Annotated in this window: 26 protein-coding genes; 11 read left to right on the plus strand and 15 right to left on the minus strand. The window is 65.9% G+C overall.

What is annotated here, in order from left to right; translation table 11 throughout:
• Nucleotides 1–14: 14 nt before the first annotated feature.
• Nucleotides 15–440 (plus strand): F420-dependent biliverdin reductase, encoded by a 426-nt coding sequence (locus tag ACIA48_RS13225; protein WP_396731693.1) that lies wholly within the window; start codon nt 15–17, stop codon nt 438–440.
• On the opposite strand, the gene ACIA48_RS13230 is transcribed toward ACIA48_RS13225, so the two are convergent.
• Nucleotides 437–1,588: a M24 family metallopeptidase gene (locus tag ACIA48_RS13230; RefSeq protein ID WP_396731696.1), complete on the minus strand. Its 1,152-nt coding sequence runs from the start codon at nt 1,586–1,588 to the stop codon at nt 437–439. The two genes, ACIA48_RS13225 and ACIA48_RS13230, sit on opposite strands and share 4 nt — an antisense overlap.
• 10 nt (nt 1,589–1,598) lie before the next feature.
• Entirely contained in the window at nt 1,599–1,994 is a 396-nt protein-coding gene (locus ACIA48_RS13235) for a VOC family protein (protein WP_396731699.1), read from the minus strand.
• Nucleotides 1,995–2,017: 23 nt separating this feature from the next.
• Between ACIA48_RS13235 and ACIA48_RS13240 the strand changes: the two genes are divergently transcribed.
• Nucleotides 2,018–2,989: a 5'-3' exonuclease H3TH domain-containing protein gene (locus ACIA48_RS13240; RefSeq protein ID WP_396731702.1), complete on the plus strand. Its 972-nt coding sequence runs from the start codon at nt 2,018–2,020 to the stop codon at nt 2,987–2,989.
• On the opposite strand, the gene ACIA48_RS13245 is transcribed toward ACIA48_RS13240, so the two are convergent.
• From ACIA48_RS13245 to ACIA48_RS13270, 6 genes are read right to left on the minus strand one after another with little or no spacing between them, the layout of a single operon-like run.
• Nucleotides 2,990–3,844 carry a DUF4333 domain-containing protein gene (locus tag ACIA48_RS13245; RefSeq protein ID WP_396731705.1) on the minus strand — a complete coding sequence of 285 codons (855 nt, stop codon included), beginning with the start codon at nt 3,842–3,844 and terminating at the stop codon, nt 2,990–2,992.
• A 58-nt stretch (nt 3,845–3,902) separates the two neighbouring features.
• A complete protein-coding gene (locus ACIA48_RS13250; protein ID WP_396731708.1) occupies nt 3,903–6,680 on the minus strand; it encodes a DEAD/DEAH box helicase in 2,778 nt (925 codons plus the stop codon).
• Nucleotides 6,664–7,614: a twin-arginine translocase subunit TatC gene (gene tatC, locus ACIA48_RS13255; RefSeq protein ID WP_396731710.1), complete on the minus strand. Its 951-nt coding sequence runs from the start codon at nt 7,612–7,614 to the stop codon at nt 6,664–6,666. The genes ACIA48_RS13250 and tatC overlap by 17 nt, the downstream gene beginning before the upstream one ends.
• Before the next feature lie 50 nt (nt 7,615–7,664).
• On the minus strand, nt 7,665–7,919 hold the full coding sequence (gene tatA, locus ACIA48_RS13260; RefSeq protein ID WP_396731713.1) for a Sec-independent protein translocase subunit TatA: 255 nt from the start codon (nt 7,917–7,919) through the stop codon (nt 7,665–7,667).
• Between the two features lie 29 nt (nt 7,920–7,948).
• Nucleotides 7,949–8,917: a helix-turn-helix transcriptional regulator gene (locus tag ACIA48_RS13265; protein WP_396731716.1), complete on the minus strand. Its 969-nt coding sequence runs from the start codon at nt 8,915–8,917 to the stop codon at nt 7,949–7,951.
• Nucleotides 8,914–9,918 (minus strand): helix-turn-helix transcriptional regulator, encoded by a 1,005-nt coding sequence (locus tag ACIA48_RS13270; RefSeq protein WP_396731718.1) that lies wholly within the window; start codon nt 9,916–9,918, stop codon nt 8,914–8,916. The genes ACIA48_RS13265 and ACIA48_RS13270 overlap by 4 nt, the downstream gene beginning before the upstream one ends.
• A 22-nt stretch (nt 9,919–9,940) precedes the next feature.
• Here ACIA48_RS13270 and ACIA48_RS13275 point away from each other — a divergent pair, with 22 nt between their 5' ends.
• Nucleotides 9,941–10,546 carry a class I SAM-dependent DNA methyltransferase gene (locus ACIA48_RS13275; RefSeq protein ID WP_396731721.1) on the plus strand — a complete coding sequence of 202 codons (606 nt, stop codon included), beginning with the start codon at nt 9,941–9,943 and terminating at the stop codon, nt 10,544–10,546.
• On the opposite strand, the gene pafA is transcribed toward ACIA48_RS13275, so the two are convergent.
• The gene (pafA, locus tag ACIA48_RS13280; RefSeq protein WP_396731724.1) at nt 10,521–11,879 is read right to left on the minus strand and encodes a Pup--protein ligase; all 1,359 of its coding nucleotides are present in this window, start codon (nt 11,877–11,879) and stop codon (nt 10,521–10,523) included. The two genes, ACIA48_RS13275 and pafA, sit on opposite strands and share 26 nt — an antisense overlap.
• 92 nt (nt 11,880–11,971) lie before the next feature.
• Between pafA and ACIA48_RS13285 the strand changes: the two genes are divergently transcribed.
• From ACIA48_RS13285 to ACIA48_RS13295, 3 genes are read left to right on the plus strand one after another with little or no spacing between them, the layout of a single operon-like run.
• On the plus strand, nt 11,972–12,877 hold the full coding sequence (locus ACIA48_RS13285) for a lysostaphin resistance A-like protein (RefSeq protein ID WP_396731727.1): 906 nt from the start codon (nt 11,972–11,974) through the stop codon (nt 12,875–12,877).
• Nucleotides 12,878–12,893: 16 nt separating this feature from the next.
• Nucleotides 12,894–14,492: an alpha/beta hydrolase gene (locus ACIA48_RS13290; protein ID WP_396731730.1), complete on the plus strand. Its 1,599-nt coding sequence runs from the start codon at nt 12,894–12,896 to the stop codon at nt 14,490–14,492.
• 48 nt (nt 14,493–14,540) lie between these two features.
• Nucleotides 14,541–15,422 carry an alpha/beta fold hydrolase gene (locus ACIA48_RS13295; RefSeq protein ID WP_396731733.1) on the plus strand — a complete coding sequence of 294 codons (882 nt, stop codon included), beginning with the start codon at nt 14,541–14,543 and terminating at the stop codon, nt 15,420–15,422.
• A 2-nt stretch (nt 15,423–15,424) separates the two neighbouring features.
• On the opposite strand, the gene prcA is transcribed toward ACIA48_RS13295, so the two are convergent.
• The 4 genes from prcA to dop form a co-directional block, all read right to left on the minus strand.
• The gene (gene prcA, locus ACIA48_RS13300; protein WP_396731736.1) at nt 15,425–16,156 is read right to left on the minus strand and encodes a proteasome subunit alpha; all 732 of its coding nucleotides are present in this window, start codon (nt 16,154–16,156) and stop codon (nt 15,425–15,427) included.
• The gene (gene prcB / locus ACIA48_RS13305; protein WP_396732800.1) at nt 16,153–17,028 is read right to left on the minus strand and encodes a proteasome subunit beta; all 876 of its coding nucleotides are present in this window, start codon (nt 17,026–17,028) and stop codon (nt 16,153–16,155) included. Before prcB ends, prcA begins: the two co-directional genes overlap by 4 nt.
• A gap of 20 nt (nt 17,029–17,048) precedes the next feature.
• On the minus strand, nt 17,049–17,243 hold the full coding sequence (locus tag ACIA48_RS13310) for a ubiquitin-like protein Pup (RefSeq protein WP_014213325.1): 195 nt from the start codon (nt 17,241–17,243) through the stop codon (nt 17,049–17,051).
• Between the two features lie 127 nt (nt 17,244–17,370).
• Complete coding sequence (gene dop / locus ACIA48_RS13315) at nt 17,371–18,867, minus strand: pup deamidase/depupylase (RefSeq protein WP_396731738.1); 1,497 nt, start codon at nt 18,865–18,867, stop codon at nt 17,371–17,373.
• 39 nt (nt 18,868–18,906) lie between these two features.
• Here dop and ACIA48_RS13320 point away from each other — a divergent pair, with 39 nt between their 5' ends.
• Genes ACIA48_RS13320 through ACIA48_RS13330 form a run of 3 tightly spaced genes read left to right on the plus strand, consistent with a single transcriptional unit; the run spans nt 18,907 to nt 22,486 of the window.
• Entirely contained in the window at nt 18,907–20,163 is a 1,257-nt protein-coding gene (locus tag ACIA48_RS13320; RefSeq protein ID WP_396731741.1) for a threonine/serine exporter ThrE family protein, read from the plus strand.
• Entirely contained in the window at nt 20,156–21,301 is a 1,146-nt protein-coding gene (locus ACIA48_RS13325) for a hypothetical protein (protein ID WP_396731744.1), read from the plus strand. The genes ACIA48_RS13320 and ACIA48_RS13325 overlap by 8 nt, the downstream gene beginning before the upstream one ends.
• 30 nt (nt 21,302–21,331) lie before the next feature.
• A complete protein-coding gene (locus ACIA48_RS13330) occupies nt 21,332–22,486 on the plus strand; it encodes a hypothetical protein (protein WP_396731746.1) in 1,155 nt (384 codons plus the stop codon).
• On the opposite strand, the gene ACIA48_RS13335 is transcribed toward ACIA48_RS13330, so the two are convergent.
• Entirely contained in the window at nt 22,483–23,115 is a 633-nt protein-coding gene (locus ACIA48_RS13335; RefSeq protein WP_396731749.1) for a hypothetical protein, read from the minus strand. The two genes, ACIA48_RS13330 and ACIA48_RS13335, sit on opposite strands and share 4 nt — an antisense overlap.
• A gap of 168 nt (nt 23,116–23,283) precedes the next feature.
• Here ACIA48_RS13335 and ACIA48_RS13340 point away from each other — a divergent pair, with 168 nt between their 5' ends.
• Entirely contained in the window at nt 23,284–23,568 is a 285-nt protein-coding gene (locus ACIA48_RS13340; RefSeq protein WP_396731752.1) for a DUF732 domain-containing protein, read from the plus strand.
• Between the two features lie 28 nt (nt 23,569–23,596).
• On the opposite strand, the gene arc is transcribed toward ACIA48_RS13340, so the two are convergent.
• A complete protein-coding gene (arc, locus tag ACIA48_RS13345; protein WP_396731755.1) occupies nt 23,597–25,429 on the minus strand; it encodes a proteasome ATPase in 1,833 nt (610 codons plus the stop codon).
• Nucleotides 25,430–25,575: 146 nt separating this feature from the next.
• On the opposite strand from arc, the gene ACIA48_RS13350 reads away from it, so the two are divergent.
• Nucleotides 25,576–26,067: a hypothetical protein gene (locus ACIA48_RS13350; protein ID WP_396731757.1), complete on the plus strand. Its 492-nt coding sequence runs from the start codon at nt 25,576–25,578 to the stop codon at nt 26,065–26,067.
• The last annotated feature ends 13 nt before the right edge of the window (nt 26,068–26,080 follow it).

A 26,080-nucleotide genomic window follows, 5' to 3' on the forward strand; every position in this document is an offset into this window, starting at 1 on the left:
TAAGTTGAGCCTTGATGGCCCAGTCAAATCGTCGGGCAACAACCCGACTCACCAACGACGCGATTTCGTTCCTGACCGAACGGCACCTGGCCATGCTGACCACGCTCCGGTCGGACAATTCGCCACACGTGGTCGCCGTGGGTTTCACCTTCGATCCCAAGACGCACATCGCCAGGGTCATCACCTCGGGCGGTTCTCAGAAGGCCGTGAACGCCGAGAACCAGGGCGTCGCGGTGCTCAGCCAGGTGGACGGTGCGCGGTGGCTGTCCCTGGAAGGCAAGACGACGGTCAACGGCGACGCCGACGCGGTGCGTGACGCCGAGCTGCGGTACGCACAGCGATATCGCACCCCGCGGCCCAACCCGAAGCGCGTGGTGATCGAGGTCCGCGTCGAACGGGTCCTCGGCTCCTCGGACCTGCTCGACCGCGCGGCCGACTAACCCGCGGCGGCCGGACCCGCCGGCACCACGACCAGGTCATGTGGGCGGTTGTTGACCGACAGCGCACCTTCAGCGGTGACGATCACGATGTCCTCGATCCGGGCACCCCATTGGCCCGCGAAGTAGATGCCGGGCTCGACGGAGAACGCCATCCCCTCCTCAAGGGGCAAATCGTTGCCTGCCACGATGTACGGCTCCTCGTGCACCGACAGCCCGATGCCGTGGCCGGTGCGGTGCACGAACGCCTCGGCCAGTCCTTCGGCGGCCAGCAGATCGCGCGCAGTGGCGTCGACCTGTTCTGCCGTGATGCCCGGCCGCACCGCGTCGACCGCGGCCTGCTGCGCGCGCTGCAGCACGGCGTAGCGCCGCGCGACTTCGGGGTCAGGCTCGCCGATGCTGTACGTCCGGGTGGAGTCGGAGTTGTAACCGGGTTCGTACGGGCCACCGATGTCGACGACGACGATGTCACCGGCGCGCAACTCGCGATCGGAGCATTCGTGGTGCGGGTCGGCGCCGTGCGGCCCCGAGCCGACTATGATGAATGCGACCTCCGAATGCCCTTCGGCAACAATGGCTTTCGCGATATCAGCAGATACGTCGGCCTCAGTTCGGCCGGGCACCAGAAATTCCGGCACCCGGGCGTGCACACGGTCGATAGCTGCGCCCGCCTTGCGCAACGCGTCGATCTCGGCGGCATCCTTGATCATTCGCAGTCGACGCAGCACATCGGTGGCGAGCACGGGAACCACGCCGAGCACGTCGGCTAGCGGCAGCAGATGCAAAGCGGGCATGGCGTCGGTCACCGCGGTAGCGACGGGAGCGCCGCCCAGCGCGTCGGCGACCAACCGGTACGGATCGTCGCCGTCGACCCAGTCCCGCACTGCCACAGGCAGTTCGGTGATCGCCGAGTCTTTCAGCGACGCCAGCTCCAGTCGCGGCACCACGACTGTCGGCTCCCCGGAAGCGGGCAGCACCAGCGCCGTGAGCCGTTCGAATGTCTGCGCACGCGAGCCGACCAGGTAGCGCAGGTCGTAACCCGGGGTGATGACGAGGCCCGCCAACCCGGCGTCGGCGGCCGCAGTGGCGGCCACCCGCAGGCGTTGTGCGTATATGTCGGTGTCGAATCGGGCAGTGTTGCTGACGGCCATGATTTTCAGGCTAATCGGACGGCTGATAGCTGGCGACCTCGATCAGGTTGCCCTCGGGATCCCGGCAGTAGTGTGACGTCATCGGACCCTGCGCCCCGATCTTTGGGACGGGTCCTTCGGCGACGGACACACCGCAGGCCCGTAGGTGCGCGCCCACATCCTCGGGACTCAAATCGGCGATGAAGCACAGGTCCAGCGAACCGGGGGCGTCGACGGCGCCGGTCGGCCAGTTTGGCGCCCCACTGGGCCGCACGTTGATCTTCTGATTGCCGAATAACAAAGCGATGCGTCCCTCTCCGAACACCTCGCGCTTCATGCCGAGCACCCGTACATACCAGTCGACGGTCTGCTCGACGTCGCGGCAGTTGAGCACCACATGGTCGATTCGGTCGACAGCGAAGGTCATACCTCACGCTACTGTCAGAAACCGTGTCCGGATCTCTGGTACTTCTCGACGGCGCCAGCATGTGGTTTCGCTCGTACTTCGGTGTGCCCTCGTCGATCACGGCGCCCGACGGGCGGCCTGTCAACGCGTTGCGCGGCTTCCTGGACGCCGTCGCGACGGTCATCACCCGTGAGCGGCCGAGCCGCCTGGTGGTATGCCGCGACGACGACTGGCGGCCGCAGTGGCGTGTCGACCTGATTCCGTCGTACAAGGCGCACCGGGTGGTCGAGGAGAACCCCGGCGACGAGCCCGACGTCGAGGAAGTTCCCGACGACCTGACACCGCAGGTCGACATGATCATGGAGATCCTGGACGCGTTCGGCATCGCGACGGCGGGCGCACCGGAGTGCGAGGCCGACGACATCCTGGGCACGCTGGCGATCCACGAGCGACGGGATCCGGTGGTCGTCGTCAGCGGCGACCGTGACCTGTTGCAGCTCGTCCGCGACGAACCGGTGCCGGTCCGGGTGCTCTATCTGGGTCGTGGCTTGGCCAAGGCGACCAAATGGGGCCCGGAAGAGGTGGCAGACACCTATAACGTGCCAGTCGAGCGGGCCGGTGCCGCCTACGCCGAACTCGCACTGATGCGTGGTGATCCGTCCGACGGCCTACCCGGAATACCGGGGGTCGGGGATAAGACGGCTGCGACGCTGCTGGCGCAGCATGGGTCGCTGGAGAACATTCTGGCCGCGGCGCACGATCCGAAGTCCAAGATGTCCAAGGCATATCGGACGAAACTGCTGAACGCCACCGACTACATCGAGAAGGCCGGACCCGTAGTGCGGGTGGCCAGCAACCTGGCCCCTGACACCACACTCAGCTGGTCGACGGCGTCCGACGCCTTGCCGATGGCCGCCGAGCATCCGCGAAAGGTCGTCCGACTCGCCGAGCAGTACGGCGTCACGTCCTCGATCGCCCGCCTACAGAAGGCCTTGGACGACCTGCCGAACCGTTAGCTACTTGGGACGGCCGACCTCGTAAGTGCCGTCGTCGTCCTGGAACGTCACCGTCACCTGGCGCTTGGTGCCGTCGATGCTGACCTCACAGTCGAAGGTGCCACCCTTTGTGACCGTGGGGTTCTGACCGTCATTGCACTTGACGTTCGAAACGTTCTTGGCGCCGTAACCGTTGGCCTCATCGGTAAGCACGCGCTGCACACCGGTCTGCGCAGCATCGATGTCGAGCTTGGTGGTGACAAAAAAGCCCGGCTTCCAGAAGCCCATCACCAGCACCACAGCCACGATGACCGCCGCCAACAGGCCGATCACACCGCCGATTACCGCCAGCGAGCGCTTTGAGCCCGCCTCGGCGCCGGACTGACCGAATTGGCCGGGCTGGCCATATTGGCCGGGCTGCCCGTATTGCCCTGGCTGGCCGTACTGGCCGGGCTGCTGACCGTATTGCGCCGATTGGTCGTACTGGCCGGGCTGCTGACCGTACTGGCCGGGCTGCCCATACTGCGTTGCGTACTGGGACTGGTCGTAGCCGGTGGGCTGCTGTCCGTACTGACCCTGCTGCGGGTAGGCCTGCGGGTTGTACTCGGTGGGCTGTTGGTACTCCTGCGGCGCCTGATAGGCCGGCTGGGAGTACTGCTGCTGTTGCGACGGGTCATACGCCGGTGGCTGCTGCTGTTGCGACGGGTCGTACGCCGGCGGCTGCCACTGCGGAGCGGCCGTGGTCGGCTCGCTGGCCGCCGGTTGCTGCGGCTGCCATTGATTGGTCGGATCGCTCGACGGCTGCTCCGCCGGCTGTTCCGGCTGCTGGCCACCGGTCCAGTGCTGCGTCGGGTCAGATCCCTGCGGTCCGCTCATCTCACTCCTTGATCACGCGGCCGAGCCGCGAATACACCGGTCCTGTGCTTGCCACACACTACCCCGCATCAACAGCTACGACGCCCCGCCGAACATCGTTGATCGCGCGTTTCGCGCTAGTCCGGAGCGCCGGGGCGGGCGCGGCGTTACGCACTTGGTCGAGCAGGTCCAGAACTTGGCGGCACCAGCGTACGAAATCTCCCGCCGATAACGGGGACCCGGTGCCGCCAGTGTCCGACGCGGCCAGCGCTCTGGTGAGGTCGCCGGTGGCGGCCCAGCGATAGATGGCCGCCACGAAACCTTCGTCGGGCTCGCGACTGTGACTGATCCGGTGGCGTTGTTCGTCGGCGCGCAGTTCGCTCCACAGCCTGCGGGTCTGGTTCAGCGCACGCCGCAAGTTCCCGGTCGGGATGTCGACACTGCCCGGGGCGGTCGGGGTGTCGCCGCGGGTCTCGTACAGCACCGCGGACAGCACGCCGGCCAGCTCCGCCGCGTCCAGGCCTTCCCAGATGCCGCTGCGCAGGGACTCGGCCACTAGCAGATCGCTCTCGCTGTAGATCCGGGCCAGCAGGCGACCATCGTCAGTGACCTTCGGGTCGTGGTCGCCACTCCCCGCCTGGATGAAGCCGCGCTCGGTCAGCAGCGTGACGATCTTGTCGAACGTGCGCGCCAGCGAGTTCGTCGCCGCGGCGACCTTCTGGCGGATCTGTTCGTTGTCGCGTTCGACCCGCAGATACCGCTCGGCAAGCCGTGATTTCTCCTCGCGATCAGGCAACTGATGTGCCGGATGCCGCCGAACCTGCTCACGCAGCGCCGCCAATTCGGGGTCGACGTCGCGTTCGACGGGCTCACCGCTGCGTTTGCGCTTCTGCGACGGGACGTCAAGTCCGGCGGCCGCCGACCGCAATGCCGACGCGAGGTCGCGGCGCGCGCGCGGGTTGCGGTGTTCAACCCGCTTGGGCAGCGACATGGACCCCAGTGGTGCCGATGCCCCCGAGTAGTCCGCTGACGAGATCCGGCCCGCCCAGCGGTGTTCGGTCAACACCAGCGGTCGCGGATCCTCGCTGTCGCGCGCCGGTTCCAGGACCACGGCGAGCCCGCCGCGCCTGCCCTGGGTGATGGTGATGATGTCGCCGCGGCGCAGCGAGTCGAGTGCCTCGTTGGCGGCCCTGCGCCGTTGCAGCCGCGAGGCTCTGGACTGTGCCCGCTCGCGTTCGGAGATCTGCAGCCGCAACCGCACGTAATCGAGGATCGGAGGGTCTGCGCTGCCGTCGCCGAGTTCGGCTGCGATCTCCTCAAGCATCTTCTCGCCCCGTTCGATGCCGCGCACCAACCCCACGACCGATCGGTCCGCCTGGTACTGAGCGAACGAGCTCTCCAACAGCTTGTGTGCCTGCGCTGGGCCCATCTGGTGCACGAGATTGATGGTCATGTTGTACGACGGCGCAAAGGAACTGCGGAGTGGGAAGGTGCGGGTGGACGCGAGACCGGCAACTTCGGCCGGAACGACATCAGGAGTCCACAGCACCACCGCGTGGCCCTCCACGTCGATGCCGCGACGTCCGGCGCGGCCGGTGAGCTGGGTGTACTCCCCCGGAGTCAACGGCATGTGCTGTTCACCGTTGAACTTCACCAAGCGCTCGAGCACGACGGTCCGCGCGGGCATGTTGATTCCTAAAGCCAGTGTCTCCGTTGCGAAAACGGCCTTCACGAGCCCCGCGACGAATAATTCCTCCACCGTGTGACGGAACACCGGCAACATGCCGGCATGGTGAGCGGCGAGTCCGCGCAGCAGCCCCTCCCGCCATTCGTGGTAGTCGAGGACGATCAGATCGGCTTCGGGCAGGTCCGCGCATCGACGATCGATGACCTCGGCGATGCGGGAGCGTTCGGAGTTGGTGGTCAGCCGCAACGACGAACGCAGACACTGCTTGACGGCGGCGTCGCACCCCGCACGCGAGAAGATGAACGTGATCGCAGGCAGCAGATTCTCCCGCTCCAGGGTGCCGATCACGTCCGGCCGACTCGGGCCGCGATAGATGCTCGGCCGGTCCCGACCGCGGCCACGGCCGCGCGGCTGCCAGTCGGCCAGCCGGTCGGCTTCGAGGCGATGTGAGATGTGGCGCAACAACTCCGGATCGACCAGCAGCTCGCGTCCGGGTCGGCGCGAGACCTGTTTCGCGCCGGTCGCGCGGTAATCGAACAGGTCGAATACCCGTTTGCCTACCATGACGTGCTGCCACAGCGGGACGGGACGGTGTTCGTCGACCACCACCGTGGTGTCGCCGCGCACCGTCTGGATCCAGCCGCCGAACTCCTCGGCGTTGCTCACCGTCGCCGATAGGCTCACCAGCAGTACGTCGTCGGGCAGATGCAGGATCACCTCTTCCCAGACCGCACCGCGCATCCGGTCAGCCAAGAAATGCACCTCGTCCATCACGACGTGGGAAAGGCCATGCAGTGCAGGGGAATTCGCGTACAGCATGTTCCGCAGCACTTCGGTGGTCATCACCACGATGTCGGCATCGCCGTTGATCGACTGGTCGCCGGTCAGCAGGCCGATCTTTTCCGCACCGTAGCGGCGTGCCAGATCGTTGTGTTTCTGGTTGCTCAGCGCCTTGATGGGCGTGGTGTAGAAGCACTTCCGTCCCGCGGCAAGGGCAAGGTGGACGGCGAACTCCCCCACCACGGTCTTACCGGCGCCCGTAGGCGCACAGACGAGCACGCCGTGGCCGTTCTCCAGCGCCTCGCATGCGGTCCGCTGGAACGGGTCGAGACTGAACGGCAGCCCTTCGGTGAAGCCTGCCAGAAGCGGCCCGCTAGGTGGCGTCGTCATCGACCACGAGCCGCGATGCCGTCGGCACGGCGGTAGGCGCGTCGATGTGCTCGACACCGCCGATCGGCGCCGCCTGTTCGTCGGGAACCTCCTCGAGGGCTTCGCGACGAGCCTTGCGCTTGTCGTGAATACGCGCGATCTGTATCGCGAACTCGAGCAGGACCGTCAGGGCCATCGCCAGAGCGAGCATCGAGAACGGATCCGAGCCGGGCGTGAAGAACGCGGCGAAGACGAAGAGCCCGAAGATCAGCCCGCGCCGCCAGGACTTGAGCCGCTCATAGGGCAGCACCCCGACGAAGTTCAGCATCACGATCAGGAGCGGGAACTCGAAGCTGAAGCCGAACACCAGCAGCAGGTTGATCAGGAACCCGAAGTATTGGTCGCCGGACAGGGCGGTCACCTGGACGTCGCTGCCGACGGTGAGCAGGAACCCGAGAGCGGTCGACAGCACCACGTACGCGAGGATCGCGCCGGCGATGAAGAGCACCGCACCGATGAACACGAACGCGATGGCGAATCGCCGTTCCTTCTTGTACAGGCCAGGAGTGATGAACGCCCACAGGTGGTACAGCCAGACCGGGCAGGCCATCACCACCCCTGCGGTCAGCGAAACCTTCAGGCGCAGCATGAACTGGTCGAACGGCGCAGTCGCGAGGAGCCGGCAGGCACCGTCGGGTGCGATCGTGGCGCGGTCCGACGCAGGCAGCGCACAGTAGGGCCCGCGCAGCCAGTCGCCGAGGCTGGGCAACCCGAAGACACCGTGGCTGTACCAAAGGAAGCCGAGAATCGTCGTCAGCACGATCGCAGTAACGGACAGCAGCAGGCGCGTCCGTAGTTCGTGCAGATGCTCGACCAGCGACATGGTGCCGTCGGGGTTCACCTGCGAACGACGCCGACGAGGATCGAGCTTCTTGAAGATTCCGGGGGTCTGCACGGCGTTGCCTATGGCGCGGCGTTATGCCACGCGTGGTTGGTCTGCGTCGGTCAGGCCGGCCGTTGGTCCGGCGGCGCGGCCTCCGGGGCCGGGGCAGCTGCCGAATCGGCGCGTTCCGAGGCGATCGGGGTAGCTGCCGGCGGCGTGTCCTGCTTGGAGTCGGACTGCATCTCCTTGATCTCCGACTTGAAGATCCGCATCGACTTGCCCAACGAACGCGCAGCGTCCGGGAGCTTCTTGGCGCCGAAGAGCAGGACGAAGACTGCGATGACGATTACCCAATGCCAGGGTTGTAGACCGCCCAATTTGGTCACCTCCAGAAGACGGCCACAGTCTACCCGGCGACGCCGTAGGCGCTCAGCGCCGCGGCGGCGGATTCCCGAACTCGTTGGGCCAGCGACTCGGGTTCTGACACCCGCACCGCCGAACCGAAGCCGAGGACGAACCGGGTCATCCAGTCCTCGGAGGCATAGGTCATCGCCGCCTCCCAGGCGCCGTCGGGCAGTTCGCGGATCTCCCGCAGCGGGTAGTAGTCGAACATCCATGACGCCGACCGTTCGATGCGCAGTGTGGCCGACGGCAGCGCGGGGTCGGCATCGAACAGTGAGGTATCAGGTGCGGCCTGCACCGCCGGTGGCGGCGGAGCCGAAGGCTCGTCGAGGACGTGCGCGTCGACGATGCGGTCGAAGCGGAACAGCCGAACGCCCTCGGCGGATCGGCACCACGCCTCCAGGTAACTGTGGTCGGCGACCAGGACGACGCGGATCGGGTCGACGATGCGGCTGGACAGCATGTCGTGGGATGCCGAGTAGTACTCGATCGCCAGCGCACGTCCGTCGCGCGCAGCCGCCCGCACCGCGGCGGCGGCCTCGCTTTCGATGGGGGCGGGCTCGTCGACGGCCGCCACCGTCGTGCCCTCACCGTGTCCAACCACCCCGGCGGCCGATTCGATCTTCGCGATGGCGCTGCGGGCAGCCTCGGGATCCACCATCCCTGGCACGTCGGCCAGTGCACGTAACGCCACCAGCACCCCGGTCGCCTCGGGTGACGTCAACCGCAGTGGGTGGTCGATACCGGCGCTGAACGTGACTTCGATTGTGTCGCCGGAGAATTCGAAGTCGATCAGGTCGCCTGGTCCGTAGCCGGGCAGCCCGCACATCCACAGCTGGTTGAGGTCGTCACGCAGCTGCTTGACGCTGACACCGAGGTCGGATGCCGCTTCGGCATAGGTGATTCTCGGGTTGGCCTGGAAGTACGGGACCATGTTCAGCAGCCGCACCAGCCGCGTCGAAATCGCGGTCACGCGCGCACCTCGTCCGTCTGACGTGCCTGTGCGCGCAGTCGCTCCAGCACATCGGCGCGCAGCGCCTCCGGTTCCAGCGCGACGGCGTCTGGCCCGTAGCTCGCGATCTCTCGCGCCAGCCGGTCGAGCATTCCGATGTCCAACTCGATCTCCTCACCGTCCCGCCCGCCCACCGTGCGCGGACCGATGACCGTCGCGCGGCGTCGCAGTGCGGTGGCACGGCCCTCGGCCACCCACACCTTCGCCAGCCCGCTGGTGGGGAACTCCCCGACGGCGCGGTCGACGATCTCGCGCAGGTCGGTCCCGTCGGGCCGTTGTACCGCCCCGCGGGGCCCGATGGTGCTCACCTCGGCTCCGATACGGGACAGCCGGAAGGTGCGGGTGTCGTTGCGGTCGCGGTCGTGTCCCACGAGGTACCAGCGTCCCCTGTTGGTGATCACGCCCCACGGCTCGACGGTTCGCGTGACGTAGGGCTCACCGCGGGACGGTCGATGCGGAAACTGGACCGCGTGCCGGGAGTCGATGGCGGACAACAGGACTCCCAACACCTCCTCCGAACCTCGCATGCTCGGCAGGGCCGCCGTCGAGGTGATCGCCACGTCGGTGTGGGGCGCATCGACATCGACGCCCGCGGCCCTCAGCTTCAGCAGCGCGCCCTGGGTGGCGGTGATGAGCTCCGGCGACTCCCACAGCTGGGTCGCGACGGCCACGGCCGCGGCCTCATCCGCGGTCAGCTCGACGGCGGGCAACGCGTAGGCCTCGCGGTTGATGCGATACCCCTCGGTCGGGTCGAACTGCGATACGCGGCCGGTCTCGAGCGGGATGCCCAGATCGCGGAGCTCGTTCTTGTCGCGCTCGAACATGCGTGAGAACGCCTCGTCGCTGGCGCTGTCGGCGTATCCGGACACCGTCTCGCGGATCCGCTCCGCAGTGATGAAGGTGCGGGTGGACAGCAAGGCGATGACGAGGTTCATCAACCGTTCGACTTTGGAAATCGCCACTCGTATGAGCTTAGGGTGAGTTGTGAGCAGTCGTTGGCAGGACACCGACGCGCCACGTGGCGACGCCTACGACGAGCGCTGGCGCAGACTGGCCGCCGCAGGTCAAGGCATCCACGGCGAGGCCGATCTGATCGAGTCTCTGCTCCGCGAGACGGGCGGCAGCCGTGTTCTTGACGCGGGTTGCGGGACCGGCAGGGTGGCGATCGAGCTCGCGGCGCGCGGATTCTCGGTGACGGGCATGGACCTCGACGAGGCGATGCTCGACGCGGCCCGCGCCAAGGCACCGGAGCAGCGGTGGATCCTGGCCGATCTCAGCGAGGCGAGCGCCCACCTGAACTCCCAGTTCGACGTCGTAGCGCTGCCGGGCAACGTGATGATCTTCATCGCACGCGGGAGCGAGGCCACGGTGATTTCCCAGCTTGCGACGCTCCTGGTGCCCGGCGGACTGTTCGTCGCGGGTTTCCAGCTCACCACCGGCCGGTTGACGCTGGACCACTACGACAAGGACGCCGCGGCGGCGGGCCTGGAATTGGTCGATCGCTGGGCGACCTGGGATCGCGAGCCGTTCCACGGCGGCGACTATGCGGTGTCGGTGCACCGACTCACATCGACGCGATCAACCGCTTGACGCGTTCGTCGACCGACCGGAACGGATCCTTGCACAGCACGGTGCGCTGCGCCTGATCGTTGAGCTTGAGGTGGACCCAGTCGACGGTGAAGTCGCGGCCGGCTTCCTGTGCGGCGCTGATGAACTCACCGCGCAGCTTGGCCCTGGTGGTCTGCGGCGGGGTGTTCACCGCGGCCTCGATCTCCTCGTCGGTGGTGATTCGCGCCGCCAGCCCCTTGCGCTGCAGCAGGTCGAACACGCCCCGGCCGCGCTTGATGTCGTGGTACGCCAGGTCGAGCTGGCTGATCTTCGGGTCGGACAGCTCCATGTTGTAGCGGTCCTGGTAGCGCTGGAACAGCTTGCGCTTGATGACCCAGTCGATCTCGGTGTCGACCTTCGCGAAGTCCTGACTCTCGACCGCGTCCAGCTGCCGGCCCCACAGGTCGACCGCCTGCTGGATCTGGGTGTTGGGCTCGCGGCTCTGCAGGTACTCCACGGCGCGCGCGTAGTACTCGCGCTGGATGTCGAGTGCGCTGGCCTGCCTGCCGCCCGCCAGCCGCACGGGCCGCCGGCCGGTGAGGTCGTGGCTGACCTCGCGGATCGCCCGGATGGGGTTGTCCAGCGAGAAGTCGCGGAATGGGACGCCTGCCTCGATCATCTCGAGCACCAGCGACGCCGTGCCGACCTTGAGCATGGTGGTCGACTCGCTCATGTTGGAGTCGCCGACGATGACGTGCAAGCGCCGGTACTTCTCGGCGTCGGCGTGCGGCTCGTCGCGCGTGTTGATGATCGGGCGGGATCGCGTCGTCGCCGACGAGACGCCTTCCCAGATGTGCTCGGCACGCTGGGACAGGCAGAAGGTCGCCGCCTTGGGTGTTTGCAGCACCTTGCCCGCGCCGCAGATGAGCTGACGGGTCACCAGGAACGGCAGCAACACGTCGGAGATGCGCGAGAACTCGCCGGCACGGACAATCAGGTAGTTCTCGTGGCAGCCGTAGGAGTTGCCCGCGGAGTCGGTGTTGTTCTTGAACAGGTAGATGTCGCCGCCGATGCCCTCGTCGGCGAGCCGCTGTTCGGCGTCGATGAGCAGGTCTTCCAGTACGCGCTCTCCGGCGCGATCGTGGGTGACCAGCTGGACGAGACTGTCGCATTCGGCGGTCGCGTACTCGGGGTGGCTGCCTACGTCCAGATAGAGGCGCGCACCGTTACGGAGGAAGACGTTGCTGCTACGTCCCCACGACACGACCCGGCGGAACAGATAGCGGGCGACCTCGTCGGGGCTGAGCCGACGGTGGCCGTGGAACGTGCAGGTGACACCGAATTCGGTTTCGATGCCCATGATTCGTCGCTGCACCTGTTCGAGACTACTGGTTGCTGGTCGGCCGCGGAGTGCTGCCGCGCCGATCGGGGGTTGACAGCGATTGGCGGTGGCGTCAGGGTCACGGCATGGCGGACGCTGTTGGACCGCGTGCGGTCCGTCAGGACACGGCGCCATGGAAGTCCGTCGGCATCTTCCTCGCGCTGACCATCGTTCTGTGCGCACCGTTTTGGGTCTTGATCAATGCGACGCAAACGGTGAACGCTGCCTACATCTTCGGCCTGATGTGGATGCCCGGCGTCGCAGCGATGGTGATGTGCCGCATCGTGGGGCGACCCCTGAGCAGTCTCGGGTTGGGTCGGTGGGACAGCCGCTTCGTGTTGGTCGGCTACCTCGTCCCGATCGCCTACTGTCTGGTGGCTTCTCTGGGCATCTGGCTATTGGGCTTCGGCGGATTTCCGAACTCCGAATTCGTCCGGCAGACGGCCGGATCGTTCGGCCTCGGCGACGCGCCGGACTGGGTTGTGATCGCGATGTTCGTGGTGCTGACCGGCACGACGGGCATGCTCGCAGGCGTCGCCACTGCCGCAGGTGAGGAGATCGGCTGGCGCGGATTCCTGGTGCCGGAACTGGCCAGGGTGTTGCCGTTCACCGGCGTGGCGCTGGTATCGGGCTTGATCTGGGCCTCGTGGCATTACCCGATTACTGCGGTGGTTTACCGCGACGCCGGTCTGCCGTCCTGGTTCTGGCTGCTGACATTCACGTTCGTGGCCGTCGCCATCAGTTTCGCACAGGCATATCTGCGGCTCCGGTCAAACAGCCTCTGGCCGCCGATCTTCCTGCATGCAAGCCACAACCTGTGGATGCAGTCGATCTTCGCCCCGCTGACCACCGATACGGGACACACCAAATGGGTCGCGGGCGATTTGGGCCTGGCGTTCGTCATCGTGGCCGCGGCCGTGGCCCTGGTGTTCTGGTCCATGCGCGGCAATGTCACCACCCCTGTGGATAACTCGAGCGCCGCTGCCGCCTGATCTGTCAGCATGAGGCATGGGGGGCGGTACGCGTCCGAGTGTGTCCGATGCGCATGCGTGGCAACCGAACTCGCTGCGTGAGGCTGCGGTCAATTGGCGGGTTGCGGCGACAGATATCCGTGTCGAAGTCGACATCGCCGTGCAGGGTGTGACCGCCACTCGCGAGGTCTGGACCGGGTCGGCTGCCGACGCTGCCCGCAAAGAGGCCCTGGCGGTCGGCCGCGAGTCCGATGCGCTGGCCCGGGCGATGGAATTGGCCGCGGTAGCGGCGTCTGACGCCGCGGGTCAGATCGCCAGTGCGAGGGACGCGGTGCTGGAACTGGTGCGAATCGCCGAGTCCGAGGGCTTCACGGTCGCCGAAGACGGCACGGTATCCGTCCACGATGCACCGACATCTCTGCTGGTCGCGCTCTCCGGTGGCAACGCCGGCGTCGCGCGCGATCTGCTCGCGGTTCGGGCCGAAACGCTGACCGGGCAACTACAGGGAGCGTTGGACCGGCTCGGTGCGGCGGACGCCGACGCCGCCTACGACATCGAGGAGGCGTTCGCGACTCCCGTGCGCAGGCCCGCCGCAACCGTGCCCGCCGCGGCCGTGCCCAGCGAGGTGGTGGCCGGGTGGCCCGCCATGAGCCAGGACCGGATCGCGACCCAGATCGCGGACATGACACCCGAGCAGCGGGACAGGCTCGTCGCCGACTTCCCTCATCAGGTGGGTAACACCGACGGTGTTCCTTGGCCGATGCGGATCGCCGCGAATCGGACGAATATCGCCCAGGCGGTCCTTGACGAACCCGATCCCCGCCGCGCCGCCTTCTACCGGACGCTGCTCGGTGAGGTAGACGATCCGGCGGGCGGCGCCCGCGTCGACCGGCAGATCCTGGCGTTCGATCCGGCAAGAGCGTCGCTCGTCGAGTTGAACGGCGATCTGGCGTCAGCCCGCAGCGTCGCGGTGCTGGTTCCCGGAATGAACACCACGATCGAGGGATCGGCCGCGAATACCGCGACCGCACGCCGGTTTGTCGCCGGTGGCGGGGGTGACGTTGCGGTCCTGACCTATCTGGGCGGACCGTTTCCTCGCGGCAACCTCATCGCAGGCGTGGTCGACGCGGCCAGCCCGCGATACGCGCTGGAGATGGCACCGCGGCTGGTCGCGTTCAGCGAGGATGTCGACCGCACCGTCGATGCGGAGGCGGCGGGCGCAGCACCGATACCCGTGACCTACATCGGACACTCCTACGGCGGTTCGATCCTGGGCACCGCCGAAGCCATGGGCCTGACGGCCGACCAGGCGATGTACGTGGCGGCTGCGGGGGCGGGTGTAGGTGTGAACGGTCCGGGTGATTGGCATAACCGCAATCCCGGTGTGGTGCGCTACTCGATGACGGCGCCCGGCGATTTCATTCAGGCCGTGCAGGGATTCCCTCGCGGCCCACACGGCGCGGATCCGGATGAGATGCCGGGCGTAATCCATTTGGCGACAGGCGATTACGATGACGGTCGCCTGATGGCTGGACCGGATGCGCACTCCGATGTCCTGAATTCGCCGTCCGATTCGTGGCGCAACATCCTGGCGGTCATCACCGGTGACCGTGAGCGGATCCGGGTGGCCGGGTGAAGGTGGCAAAACCAGCCATTACCGCCGATCGACGGCCAGAATGGGCCGATGTGGTCGCGCAGCGCCCCGGTCGACGGTTTCCGGCTCGCATTTGACCGATTCGGCGCCAAGGGCGCGCCGCCGGTGGTGTTACTGCATGGCTGGCCCGGCAACCGGCACGACTATCACCGGGTGGTTCCGCTGCTTAGCGGCGCCGCCGACGTCATCGTCCCGGACCTGCGCGGATTCGGCGGATCCGACAAGCACGCCGTCGCCGTGCGCCACTTCTACAGCGCCACCGCACAGGCCGGCAGCATCATCGGGCTCATCAAGGAACTCGAGTTGTCCCAGGTGGTGCTCGCGGGATACGACGTCGGCAGCCGCGTCGCCCAGAGCGTCGCCCGGATGGAACCCGACCTGGTGTCGGCGTTGGTGCTCTCTCCCCCGCTGCCCGGGGCCGGCGACCGGGTCCTGACCGCGCGGGCGCAGAGCGAGTTCTGGTACCAGGCTTTTCATCAACTGCCGCTCGCCGCTCAGCTGATCGATGGCAATCCCGATGCCGTCAGGGAATACCTACGACACTTTTGGACACACTGGTCCGCGCCGAATTTCACTGTGCCAGAAGATGATCTGGAGAGATTGGTGACGGACTATGCGCTGCCGGGGGCGTTCACCGCGTCGATCGCGTGGTTTCGCGCCGGTGCCGGAATGATCGCGCAGTCACTCACCGAACTCCCGCCGGATCGCGCCATCAAGATTCACGTGCCCACCGATGTGCTGTGGCCCCAGCATGATCCGCTGTTCCCACGCGATTGGGCTGACCGCCTCGACTCCTATTTCACCGATGTGGAGCTGCACTTCGCGTTCGATGCGGGGCATTTCACACCGATGGAATGTCCCGACCAGTTCGCGGAGCTCATTCTCATCCGGGCCACGCCAAGCGACGCCTGAGACTACGTCGGCTCCGATTCGCCTTCCCCGGTGGTTTCCACGGGCAGCAGCGCTTCCAGTGCTGAACCGGTGATACGCCGGAAGGCGCGGCGCGGTCGGTTCGCATCCAGGATCGCCACCTCCAGCGATGTCGGGCCCAACGTGCGTGGCTCCCCGTTTCCGCCCGCCTTCAAGGCGTCGATCGCGATTCTTGCGGCGTCCGCCAGCCCGGCGTTTTCGGTGTAGGACTCGTTGAGCTTCTCGGCGATCGGCTCGGTGGTGCCGCCCATCACGACGAAATGCGGCTCGTCCGCGATGGATCCGTCATAGGTGATTCGGTACAGCTCAGGGGCTTTCGATTCACCGAAGTGCGCCACCTCGGCCACGCAGAGCTCGACCTCGTACGGCTTGGCCTGCTCGGTGAAGATCGTGCCGAGCGTCTGCGCGTACACGTTGGCCAACTGACGGCCGGTGACGTCGCGCCGCGCATAGGCGTAGCCGCGCGTGTCGGCGTACTGGATCCCGCCGCGGCGCAGATTGTCGAACTCGTTGAACCGGCCGACGGCCGCGAACCCGACCCGGTCATACAGTTCGCTGACCTTCTGCAGTGAGCGCGAAGGGTTCTCGGCGACGAACAGCACACCGTCGGCGTACGCCAGCACCACAACGCTGCGTCCACGGGAAATGCCTTTGCGCGCGAGCTCCGAACGCTCACGCATCGCCTGCTCAGGCGAGATGAAGTATGGAAAGCTCACGAATCTCCCCGGGCGTCCGTGGAACGATGCGCCGCGTCAGGGCCGAACGTGTCTGCCCGGGAACGGCTTTCGATGACCTGTCGGGCGAACTGCGCGATGCGCTCCTCCGCGACCTCTTCGGCGCCCTCGGCCCCGATGACGACCGCGGTCGGGTAGATGCCACGCACCAGATCCGGGCCACCGGTCGCGGAATCGTCGTCGGCCGCGTCGTAGAGCGCCTCGACGGCGACCCGAAGCGCTGAGTCCGCGTCGGCGACCTGTGAATAGAGCTTCTTCATCGACGACTTGGCGAAAATCGAACCCGAGCCCACCGACTGATAGCCCTCGTCTTCAAAGTTCCAACCGCCCGCTGCGTCGAACGACACGATGCGGCCGGCCGCGACCGGATTGGGGTCGTCGAGGTCGTAGCCGGCGAGCAACGGCAGCGCCACGAAGCCCTGCAGGGCCGCACCGAGATTGCCGCGGACCATCGTGGCCAACCGGTTGACCTTGCCCGCGAACGTCAGCGCGACGCCTTCGAGCTTCTCGTAGTGCTCGAGCTCGACGGCGTACAGCCGGGCGAATTCCACCGCGATGGCCGCGGTACCGGCGATGCCCGTCGCGGTGTAGTCGTCGGTGATGTAGACCTTCTGCACGTCACGGCCGGCGATCATGTTGCCCTGCGTCGAACGGCGGTCCCCCGCCATCACCACGCCACCCGGGTACTTCAGCGCCACGATCGTCGTTCCGTGCGGAATCGCATCCGTCGGCACGACGCCAGCATGCTTGTTCACCGGCAGCAATTCAGGTGCCTGGCGGCGCAGCAGCTCAGAGAAGGACGAGAGATCGACGGGGACGGACGGCACACCCGGAAGTGCTGAGGGAAAGGCCAGCTGTTCGCGGTTCTGCCAGGTCACTGGCCACCCTTCTGGACGTACGCGCGCACGAAGTCCTCGGCGTTCTCTTCCAGCACGTCATCGATCTCGTCGAGCAGGTCGTCGGTCTCTTCAGCGAGCTTCTCGCGACGCTCCTGGCCTGCGCCCGCGCTGCCGGTGGGGTCGTCGTCATCGCCGCCGCCGCCACCACGCTTGGTCTGCTCCTGCGCCATCGCCGCCTCCTGCGTATGTCTGCGGCGGGCTTATCGCAGCCCGCCGTAACTCCACCCTACCGTTCAACGCGCAGAATGCCGTGGATAGCGCGCCACGTCGGGACAGCGGGTGGCGGGCGGGGGGTACTTAAGTGGTGAGCTGTTCCACCAGTTCGACGGCGCTGTCCACGGAGTCCAGCAGAGCGCCGACGTGGGCCTTACTGCCGCGCAGGGGCTCCAGCGTTGGGATCCGGACGAGCGAATCGCCACCGAGGTCGAAAATCACCGAGTCCCAGCTGGCCGCGGCAATGTCCGCGCCGAACCGCCGAAGGCATTCGCCACGGAAGTAGGCCCGCGTGTCTGTCGGCGGGTTGTCCACCGCGTCGATCACCTGCTGTTCGGTGACCAGCCGCTTCATCGACCCACGGGCGACGAGTCGGTTGTAGAGACCCTTGTCCAGCCGGACGTCGGAGTACTGCAGATCGACCAGGTGCAGACGCGGCGCCGACCAACCGAGGTTCTCCCGATTGCGGAAGCCCTCAAGCAGCCTCAGCTTGGCGGGCCAGTCGAGGATCTCCGCGCATTCCATCGGATCGCGCTCCAACAGGTCGAGCACGTTGGCCCATGTCTCGACCACGTCGAGGGCTCGCGGATCGCGGTCGCGGCTGTCGACCAGCTTGGCCACCCTGTCGAGGTAAATGCGCTGCAGCGCAAGGCCAGTGAGCTCGCGGCCGTCGGCCAGCGCCACCGTCGCGCGCAGGGACGGATCACGGCTGATGACGTGGACCGCGTGCACCGGCCGGGCGAGTGCCAAGTCGGTGAGGTCCATGCCCTCCTCGATGAGGTCGAGCACCAGTGCGGTGGTGCCGAGCTTGAGGTAGGTCGACGTCTCGGACAGGTTGGCGTCGCCGATGATGACGTGCAGCCTGCGGTACTTGTCGGCGTCGGCGTGCGGCTCGTCGCGGGTGTTGATGATGCCGCGTTTGAGCGTGGTCTCGAGCCCGACCTCGACCTCGATGTAGTCGGAGCGCTGCGACAGCTGGAACCCCGGCTCGTCACCTGACGGCCCGATACCGACGCGGCCCGACCCCGTCACCACCTGGCGCGACACCAGGAACGGCGTGAGCCCGGCGATCACGGCCGAGAAGGGCGTCTGGCGGCTCATCAGGTAGTTCTCATGCGACCCGTAGGACGCGCCCTTGTTGTCGATGTTGTTCTTGTAGAGCTGCAGCTTGGCTGCCCCGGGGACGCTGGCCACATGGCGCGCTGCGGCCTCCATCACGCGCTCGCCGGCCTTATCCCAGATCACCGCGTCCAAGGGGTCGGTGCACTCCGGTGCGGAGTACTCCGGATGCGCGTGGTCGACGTACAGCCGGGCGCCGTTGGTGAGGATCATGTTGGCTGCGCCGACCTCGTCGGCGTCCACCACCGGCGGCGGTCCCGCTGACCGGCTCAGATCGAACCCACGGGCATCGCGCAGTGGTGATTCCACCTCGTAGTCCCAGCGGGTCCGCTTGGCTCGCTGGATTCCCGCGGCCGCCGCATACGCCAGCACCGCCTGGGTGGAGGTCAGTATCGGATTCGCGGTGGGATCGGACGGCGAAGAGATGCCGTATTCGACCTCTGTTCCGATAATCCGTTGCATATGCCCAGCCTAGGGGACGGTCCGAAGTAGCCTGCGACCGTGCCGTCTGACAGGGACGCCCCCGCCGCTGAGCACTACGCGGCCGCGAGTCAGTTCGTCGCGGCGCTGGGCGCCGCGATGTCGGCCGCCAACTACCCGGTCACCATGGTGCACACCGTGATGGCGGCGACCTCGAAGGCCTACGGGCTCGACAATCACTTCCTCGCGCTGCCGAACTACGTCCAGGTCGGGAGCCCGACCGGCGACGGTCTCTACATCGCCAACCCCGACTTCGTAGTGCGCTACGACCAGTCCTTTCCCCTCGCGAAGCTGGTGGCGCGCGCACCGGCCGGCACCGTCGACCCCGCGGACGGAATGGCCGAACTCGATCGAATCCGTAATCTGGACAAGCGATTTCCGCTGTGGCTCACGATTCTCGGGTACGCGGTACAGAGCGCAGGCCTCGCGCTGATCCTGCAGCCGACAACCCTGAGCCTCATCGGTGCGGCGACGTTGGGACTGTTGGTCGGCGTGCTGTCGGTGGCGGGCCGGCGCATCGAGGCGATCGGCTACATGCTGCCGACCATCTGCGCGTTCTTGGTCGCGTTGATCGTGTTCTCGTTCAACGAACGCTGGCACGTCGGCGTCGACAGCCTGCGAGCACTCGCGGCGCCGCTGGCCACGTTCCTGCCGGGAGCGGCGATCACCCTCGCCGTCATCGAGTTGTCCACGCGCCATGTGGTTTCAGGCGCCAGTCGACTGGTCGCCGGTTTCATGCAGATCGGTCAGCTGGCCTTCGGGATCCTCATCGCGGCGCAAGTCGCGGGGATCGCAGACGCCAACCTCGTCACGACCGAACTCAACCGACTCGGACCGTGGGCGCCGATCCTCGGCGTGCTGGTGTACGGGATCGGCATCTGGCTGAACTTCGGTCCACCCACGAGCTTTCTGCCGTGGATGGGCCTGATGCTCTACACGGCCTACGCCGGCCAGTGGCTCGGTAACGAACTGCTCGGCAGCTATGCCAGCGGGTTCGGCGGCGGGCTGACTCTCATCCTGTTCGCGCTCGCGATATCGCACCGTCCCAACACACCGCCGACCATATCTCTCGTGGTGCCGGGCTTCTGGCTGCTCGTCCCCGGCTCCCTCGGCTTCATGGGTGTGACGCAGCTTCTCGGCACTCACAGCAGCGCCGCGTTCACCGCGACGTTGATCTCGTTGATGTCCATCGCCGTCGGCGTGCAGACCGGACTGTTGATGTGGCGGGCGGCGATCCAGCTGACTGATAACCCGCATCGACGGACGCTCCATGATTGACGTCCAACAGCGGCGGGCAGCCGACGCCTGGTTCCTCGACCGCGGGTTGCCCGCAGTGCTGCAACCCGGCCGGCTGGTGCGCCGGCTGTGGCCGCGGTCGGCGCCCGCGCTGGCGGCATTCGCGGTGTTCATGATCAATTCGGCCGTCGTCGTCGAGATCACCGGTAAGCACACCATCAACATCGCGGGTGAGCCCACGCGCACCGAGTGGTTCGTCCTGGGACTGCTGGTCCTCGTGTTGCCAGTGGCTGTGGTGGTCGGCTCGCTGGTGGCCAGGATCTCCACCGTGCGGGTCCGCACCATCGCGGCGGCCGTCTCGGTCGTGGCGGGGCTCATCGGCGGGATCATCGGCGGTCCGAGCCCCTCCGTCCTTGCCGACGTGATCTTCGAGGGTGTGGTCATCGCGTCGATCCTTGCGATGACTGCGTCAGGCCTGGGTTCAATCCTGGCGTGGACCGCACGTAAGACCTTCTCTCATCTCACGGCGATCGGGACGCTCATGATCAGGGCACTGCCGGTACTGCTCCTGACATTTCTGGTGTTCTTCAACTCACCGGTTTGGCTGATGGCGTCCAGCATCTCGCGCGGCCGACTGTGGCTCGCGCTGATATTCCTCTCGCTGATCGCCGCGACGTTCGTCGTCGCCGTCACCACCGACCGGTTCAAGCCGGTCATCGAGGCGCCCGACGCGACCGCAGTCCGCAACGCGCAACTGGACGACACGCCGTTTTCGGCGATGCCCGATCCGCCGCAGACCCAGCCCCTCAATCGTGCCGAACGACTCAATGTGATGTTTGTGCTGGCGGTTTCGCAACTCGCCCACATCCTGGTTGTCGCCATCGCCACCGCATTGATCTTCCTGGTTCTCGGCCTGATCCTGCTGTCACCCGAGCTGCTGGCGGCCTGGACACGTAACGAGGGGTCGAGCGACGGAACGTTCCTGGGAATGACTATCCCGGTGCCGGACGCCCTGATTCAGGTCACGATGTTCCTCGGCGCGCTGACCTTCATGTACGTCAGCGCGAAGTCCGCGGGCGACGGTGAGTACCGAACCCAGTTCCTCGATCCGCTGAGCGACGAGCTTCGGCTCACCTTGGTGGCCCGGGGCCGTTATCGGGCCGCCGTTCCGGCGAGCTGACACAAACCGGACCCCGGTTTCGCGCACAATATGCGCGTGTCCGACATGCGGGTGGTCCACGAATGGTTTCTCCATCGCGGGCTGCCGCTAGTGCTGACGCGGCGGGTCCGGTCCCGTGCGCTGATCGATCGGTCGGCTCCCATGGTCAGCGGTATCGGCGCGGTGATCTCGCTGACGATGACGCTGGCCGAGCTGACCGATGACGATCCGGATTATGGCTACGCGATCCGGCTGGGTGTGCTCACGCTGGTGCTGATCGCGGCACCATTCGCGCTTTACCTGCTGCATCGCTCCGGCACGACGCGCGGCGAGGCCGGACGCAGAACCGCTGCACTGCTCGTGATGGCGATCTTTGTGCTCGGGCTACCGTTCGCCGACAGCGGCTTCTCCGGAATCGCTGTGGCCGAGATCGTCGGTTTCGCGGTTGTCGCGATGGCAGCGATCTGGCTGACATACCTCGGTATCGGGTCAATTGTGTTGTGGGCTTTCAGGTTTGCCTGGCTTCAAGTGGGTGCGCTGGGCACCCTCATGAGTCGTGCACTGCCACTGCTGATGTTGACCGTCGTGGTTTACTTCACTGGCGAACTCTGGCAACTGGCGTCTCGCATGACCCGTGAACGACTGTGGCAGACAATCGGATTCCTCGCCATCGTGGCGATCCTTTTCATGGTGACGACGATCCGTGACGAGGTGAAGGCGTTGCGCGACGATCGGGCCGGACAGACGGATCCGACCAAACTCCTCGAGGGCACACCGTTCACCACCGCTGATGGTGACGCGCCAGCGCGCTCCCCGCTGTCCTTCGCCGAACAGGTCAACGTCGTCGCGGTGATGGTGGTCTCACAGGCGATCCAGGTGGTGCTCTTCACCGCCGGCCTGTTCGCGTTCTTCGTGGCGCTCGGGATCGTCGCGGTGCCCGACGATGTCGCGGTGCTGTGGTCGGCGGAGGAATCGTGCCCGATCGGCGAACCGCCCTGCGCGGGAACGTGGTTCGGTATTCACGTACCGGTGGCACAGACCATCGTGCACGTCTCGCTGTTCGTCGCCGTGCTGTCGGGCCTGTACTTCACCGTCAGCACCAGCGTCGACCCCATCTATCGGGAGCGGTTTTTCGATCCGCTGATCTCGGACGTCGCGGTGAGCCTGGCCGGTCGCGACGCCTATCTCGCGATGGACAAGGGTTAGGCCTGCGCCTGAAGCGAATAACTGTTGGCCAGGTTGTCCTGCGTCACGCTGGCTTCGGAGTTCGTGGTGTCCACTCGAAGCGCGGAGGTCGGTGTTCGCGATTCGTACCGCCAGCCGTCGGGTAGCGACAGGCGGCTGGCGAGACTCGGCAGATCGGCCAGCGACAAGGTGGGATCCACTGTCTGACTCCATGTCTGCATCACCCAACGCCTGCCGTCGGGATCGATCAGCTCATAGATCTCGCGGCCTGCGTCGAACGTGAAGAGCGCCTTGCGGTCCACCCGGTTGGGTTGATATGGGGCCGGATTCATCGACGACAGTTTTACCGTCGCCTGACGGAGCATCTCCAACCCGCCGAAGCTCTTGTGCTCTAAGTCTTCTCGATCACGTTTGCCGATGCCGCTCATCAACCAGTAGCGAGGTCCGTTGAGTAATGCTGCTACCGCATCGTTTTCCGCCGCGATGGCGGTGGCGTCCAGCTTGTCCCACAGGTCGGCGGGACAATCGTTGAGGGGAAAGGTGTTGTATACGGTGGCTTCGGGCCCCGATTCGGTGTTCCGAACCAGAAGCACTTCGCCATAGCGCTTTCCGAAGACCTCACCGATCAGCGTGACATCGTCGTCAGACATGGTGCGAAGTTACACCTCAACGGGCGCAGGGATAGATAACAAAGCTATAAATTGACGGTAACGAAGAAATAGCCCTAAACTGCGCCAATGCAACGTGCCGAGTGGTTACCCATGACCACACCAGGCTCGGAAAACGCTGCGGAACATCAGGGTGAAGGGAAATTGACTATGAAGAAGCTCGTAGTCTTCTCAATCGGAGCGCTCGCACTCGGCCTGGCGCTCGCAGCGCCGGCCTACGCCGATGACGCGGCCTTTTTCGACGCAGTCCAGGCGGGCGGCATCGAGCCGAATGACGCAGCGCTGCAGATGGGTCAGGCAGTGTGCAACGAGATCGACGCAGGCATTCCCGAGGGCACCACGGTGGTTTCGATCTACACGAACACCAGCAACGACATCACCGCAGAGCACGCACAGGTGCTGTATGACGCGGCCGCTGCCAACCTCTGCGGCTAATCCGAGGATTCGAACTGGGCCAGTGCTGCTACAGGTACTGGCCCAGATTCGACTCGGTATCAATTGCGCGTGAAGCGCTCGACGACTTGCCGGTGACCAGTGTGCGGATGTATACGATCCGCTCACCCTTCTTGCCCGAAATCCGCGCCCAGTCATCCGGATTGGTGGTATTGGGCAGATCCTCGTTTTCGGCGAACTCGTCGACGATCGAGTCGAGCAGATGCTGAATGCGGAGACCAGGCTGCCCCGTCTCCAGCACCGACTTGATCGCGTTCTTCTTCGCCCGGTCGACGACGTTCTGGATCATGGCACCCGAGTTGAAGTCCTTGAAGTACATGACTTCTTTGTCACCGTTGGCATAGGTGACCTCGAGGAACCGGTTGTCATCGATCTCGGCGTACATCCGGTCGACGACCTTCTCGATCATCGCCTTCAGCGTGAGCGACTTGTCCCCGCTGAACTCGGCGAGGTCATCGACGTGCACCGGCAGATCTTCGACCAAATACTTCGAGAAGATGTCCTGTGCCGCTTCGGCATCCGGGCGCTCGATCTTGATCTTCACGTCCAGACGGCCGGGCCGCAGGATCGCGGGATCGATCATGTCCTCGCGGTTGGAGGCGCCGATGACGATCACGTTCTCCAGACCCTCGACGCCGTCGATCTCCGAGAGCAGCTGCGGGACAACGGTTGTCTCCACATCCGAACTGACACCGGTGCCGCGGGTACGGAAGATCGAGTCCATCTCGTCGAAGAACACGATCACCGGGGTGCCCTCAGAGGCCTTCTCACGGGCCCGTTGGAAGATCAACCGGATGTGACGCTCGGTCTCGCCGACGAACTTGTTCAGCAGTTCGGGGCCCTTGATGTTGAGAAAGTACGACTTCGCCTCCCGGGCGTCGTCGCCGCGGACCTCGGCCATCTTCTTGGCTAGCGAGTTCGCGACCGCCTTTGCGATCAACGTCTTACCGCAGCCGGGCGGACCGTACAGCAGCACACCCTTGGGCGGCCGCAGCGAGTATTCGCGGTAGAGCTCCTTGTGCAGGAACGGCAGCTCGACGGCATCGCGGATCTGCTCGATCTGACGACCCAAACCACCGATGTCGTTGTAGCTCACATCGGGGACCTCTTCGAGGACCAGATCCTCGACCTCCGCCTTGGGGATGCGCTCGAACGCATATCCGGCTTTGGTGTCGACCAGAAGTGAGTCACCGGGCCGCAGCTTGCGCGGACGGTCGTCGTTGTCGTCGTCCGCTTCGTCGTCATCGGGCAGGAACTCGGCAGAAACCAGCGGCTCTGCCAACCAGACGATGCGCTCCTCGTCGGCATGACCCACGACGAGCGCGCGGTGGCCGTCGGACAGGATCTCACGCAGGGTGCTGATCTCGCCGACGGCTTCGAAATGGCCGGCCTCGACCACCGTCAGCGCCTCGTTGAGACGGACGGTCTGGCCCTGCTTGAGCGTCTTGGTGTCGATGTTCGGCGAGCACGTCAGCCGCATCTTGCGGCCGGAGGTGAACACGTCGACGGTTTCGTCATCCTGGACCGAAAGCAGCACGCCGTACCCGCTCGGCGGTTGACCCAGCCGGTCGACTTCCTCACGCAACGCGAGCAATTGCTGACGGGCTTCCTTCAGGGTTTCCATCAGCTTGGCATTTCGAGCGGCAAGCGAGTCGATCCGGGCTTCGAGTTGGTGCACGTCGCGCGCGCTACGCAGACCGCTTTGCGGCCCTACTGCACTCTCGAGCTGCTCACGTAAGAGGGCGGCCTCGCGGCGCAGCTCTTCGAGTTCGGCTGCCTCGTCGCTGGACATGCCGGACTCGTGGGGTGTTCCAAATCCTTCAGAACGCTCGGACTCGCTCATATTGCGCTCCCTCCCGCACCTGGTGTTGGTGCAGTAACAACTTCAAAGCTACCGGCGATTCAGCCTTTGTGTGCGCTCTAGCAATTCGACACACCATCGCTACTTGTTAACCTCATTCGTGAGTTGGGCCCATCGAAAGGACAATCGTGACCCTGAAAGCCCTCGTTAGCGGCGCGGCAGCAGCCGTCGTCATCGCCGGTGCCGCGGCAGGTGTGACTTCCATTGCATCCTCGGACGTGATGACGTCACCGCGCGTGGCGCCGGTCGTCTGGGACATCCCCATGCCGCAGCAGCCCGCGACGGACGTGCAGGGGCCGCTGCTTGCGACGCTCCAGGCTCTCGGCGCACCCGGTCTGTCGGCCTCCAAGGCTGCCTACATCCAGGGCGGTATCGGCCGCATCGAAGGCCGCGTCGCCGACAGTAAGCTGCGTGAGGCACAGGCCGAGGGCAAGTTCCCGCTGTCCTTCACTCTCGCCAACGTCCAACCAAGCGGTCCCGGGTTCACCGCCGACGTGACGGCAACGGCCGCCAATGGCGGCGTCGCGAGCCAGAACATCGCGTTCGTCCCCGGACCGAGCCCCACCGGCTGGCAGATGTCCAAGCAGTCGCTCATGGCGTTGATGTCGGCTGTCGGCTAGGCAGTCAGCGCAC

The organism is Mycobacterium sp. NPDC051804, assembly GCF_044452905.1.
Lineage (GTDB): Bacteria > Actinomycetota > Actinomycetes > Mycobacteriales > Mycobacteriaceae > Mycobacterium.